The 3113-nt window shown below is 56.5% G+C and carries 2 protein-coding genes; one reads left to right on the top strand and one right to left on the bottom strand.

All coding sequences use genetic code 11. The annotated features are described in order from the left end of the window. On the bottom strand, positions 1–1182 hold a 1182-nt coding region (locus V6D20_12910), incomplete at its 3' end, for a reverse transcriptase domain-containing protein (protein HEY9816680.1). Between the two features lie 234 nt (positions 1183–1416). On the opposite strand from V6D20_12910, the gene V6D20_12905 reads away from it, so the two are divergent. Further along, positions 1417–2934, top strand: coding sequence for an AAA family ATPase (locus V6D20_12905; GenBank protein ID HEY9816679.1), 1518 nt, complete (start codon positions 1417–1419; stop codon positions 2932–2934). Positions 2935–3113 lie beyond the last annotated feature (179 nt).

Below are 3113 nucleotides of genomic sequence, written 5' to 3'. Positions count from 1 at the left end.
GTAGCGCCCCTTATTCGACAGATAGAGCAGCGGAATGCGCCGTTGCAGAGCCAGCCGCACCGCCCCGTGGGACACGTTGCAGGCCCCAAACAGCACCACATGGCTAATCTGGCTGGCAGGAACCGAGCAACGCAGCTCCTGCTGATGCAACACCTGAAACTGCTGATGCTTGACCCGCAGATAGGCCCCTTGATCCGTCACATATAGAGTGGTCATGCCGTCCCTCCAATATTCGTCAGTGGATGATTTCGCTATGGACTGGGGAGTTTTCACGATGCTGCATACCTTCGGTGGCCCCCACGCCGTCCGCTTTTTTTCTGCCTTCTGCCTTCCTCCCTCTGCCTTTCTTAGCTGCGCTTCCACATCACCCCCCTGGAACCGATGCCCCAAGAACACAAACTCCTGATTGGGCGGAATGATCTGGGTCTTCTCGGGATGCAGGGTGAGATAGAGGTCTTCAATCCAGTCCTGCATGAGGGACAGGAATCGGCTGGCTTCGAGGTAGCTGTGGCAAACGGCAACACAGTCGTCGCCGTAGCGCACCAAGGGAATGTCGGCCGACCGGCAGCGATGGTCAAAATCGTTCAGATACAGGTTGGCCAGCGCCCCAGACAAAATGCTGCCCTGCAACACCCCTTGGTTAGGGCGATAGAAATGGCCATGGATGACCATCCCAGCCTTGAGCTGATGCTCAATCCACCGCACCCACGGGGTAGGCAAACCAAGCTGGTCGAGCTGGTGCAGCAGCACTGGCCAAGACAGCGTGTCAAAAAACTGCTGAATATCGGCCTTAATTACCCAAGTGGGGGAGTGGCGATAGCGCTCCATAACCCGATCGACAGCGGTGTAAATCGAGAAGCCAGGGCGATAGGCAAAGGCCGCATCACTCAAGGCATCCTCTAGCTTGGGATAGATGTTTTGCAGCAGATAGCGCTGCACAATCCGATCCTTCACCGTGGGAATGCCAATCAGGCGTTGACCCCCGCTCTTTTTGGGCAGGTAAAAGCCCTTGGCTGGGCTAGCGACATAGCGCTCCTGCCGCATCTGCTGATGCAGCAGCCGAATTTGCTCTTGGGCAATGCCCCTGAACAAATCCACCGTCATGCCATCCACCCCAGCGGCCTGACTGCCCCGTTCAACCAGGTGCCAGGCGGTGGCGAGTTGTTCTTGATAGAAGTACATAGGGAAAAAGGATGAAGTATGAAGGCAGAAGGATGAAGTATGAGGGTAGAAGGATGAAGAAAAGCCCTAAAGGGTTGGCGTTGATTGCCTGCCTTGTGGGTCTCATTTGCTTCATGGATTCATCCTCGCAAGAGGGTATTTGAGCTCAACCCTGAGTTGTGCCTGAGTTCAGGACTGAGATCAAAAGGCAGAAGGATAAAGGCAGAAATCAGAAGGCAGAAGGATGAATGGGTTATGTTTGACATAGCAACGTTGGCGCGATCGCCCCCCCACCTGTTTCATCCTTCATCCTTCTGCCTTCATCCCTTCCCCATGCCTCGTTCCGTTGCCCTTCACCCTGACCATAAGCAAGCGGTGGCGATCGCCTTGGAGCGCAATGGGTTTCTGACCCAGGGCGATCTGGCGGCCCATTTAGACATTGCGCTTTCGACGGTGAGTAACTTTTGCCGGGGGATAAAGGTTTCGATTGCCAAGTTTGAGGAGATTTCAGCAGCTCTGGGTCTGGAGCCGAGGGAGCTGATCTTGGCTCGGGGCAAGGCAGAAGACACTGCGTCCAACGGTGGCTCAGCGCTGCCGATGACGTTCTATGCCTACGATGAGGGCTGGGTGGGGCGAGAGGCACTGGTGGCGGATTTAGCGACCCAGGTGCAGGGCGGCTGTCGTTTGCTGATGATCACAGGGATAGCGGGAGTGGGCAAAACAGCTCTGTCCGAGCGGCTGTCGCTGGATCTAGTGGGGTTTGGGGTGCCCCTGCGAGAGACTGCAGAGGCTCAAGACCAGGTGCCCGATTTTGGCAGTTTTGCGGCGCGGATGCTGGAAAAGCTGGGAGAGGTAGTCACTCCGAGCGATCGCACCGATAGACCTCAGCTTTTAGCTCGATTGATGCAGGCGCTGCAGACCAGTCGTCAGCTCCTGCTGATCGATTCCTTAGAAGAATGGCTTCAGGGCAACGAGCAAGAGGGCTGGAGCGAATTTAAGGACGAGGGGTTTTTGCAGTTTTTTCAGCAGGTGCTGGTGGCTGATGGCTTTCAGAGCCGCATAGTTCTCACGTCGCAGGAGTTGCCTAGCCAGTTGCTGGCCCTGGGTACTCGCTACCGCAACCATTGGGCAACTCAATTACTGACCGGGCTATCGGCCTCCGAACAACTGGCCCTGTTTGACAAGACTGGACTGGCCACATCAGAGGATGCGGAGGGATACGCCTACTTGGTACGCATGGGCCAAGCCTACGAAGGACACCCCTTGGCTCTGCGAATCATTGCCGGTGAGATCGGCAGTCGGCCCTACTTTGGCAATGTGGTGGCCTACTGGCAGCGCTATGGCCACGAGATTGAGACGGTGGAAAGGGCGATCGCTGCCGCTGCTGCCGGTCAAGCCGTTGGTGCCGACGATCGCTGGCAGCTCGACCGCTTTACCCAAACCCTGCGCCGCAATGTGCACCAGCGCCTAGAGCAGACCTTTCAGCGCCTGCGCCAAGAGGCGAAATTTGCCTACATTTTGCTCTGTGAGGCAGCTGTCTACCGCTGTGCCGTACCTGAAGATTGGTGGCTCAGCCATCTAGACTACTGGGACTGCACCCTAGAACAAGGGCTGCTGGCCCTCGATGCCCTGCGCGATCGCTTTTTGGTGGAAGAGGCGATTTGCCCAGGGCAAGGCTTCGCCAACGCGTCAGAGCGATACACCCTACGACAGCACAGCCTAATTCGCAGCGTGTCGCTGGAGCATTTCCAGAACCTCGATGAACTTATCTAGCTGCTTTGCCATGATGGATATTCATCCGATGTCCTGCCTCTCCTGTAATCCATCCAGGCTCGGGTTCACTCAGATCCTCGATGGTTCCGGCTTCAAGAGTCAGCCCACCCCCAGCGACAACATAGGATCTGGCTAATGTGCTTGTGTCCCTGACCATAGCACGGTCATGAAGGCTGAGG

This window comes from Candidatus Obscuribacterales bacterium (assembly GCA_036703605.1).
GTDB lineage: Bacteria > Cyanobacteriota > Cyanobacteriia > RECH01 > RECH01 > RECH01.
The sequence above is the reverse complement of the archived record's forward strand: the minus strand, read 5'-3'. Positions and strand labels throughout refer to the sequence as shown.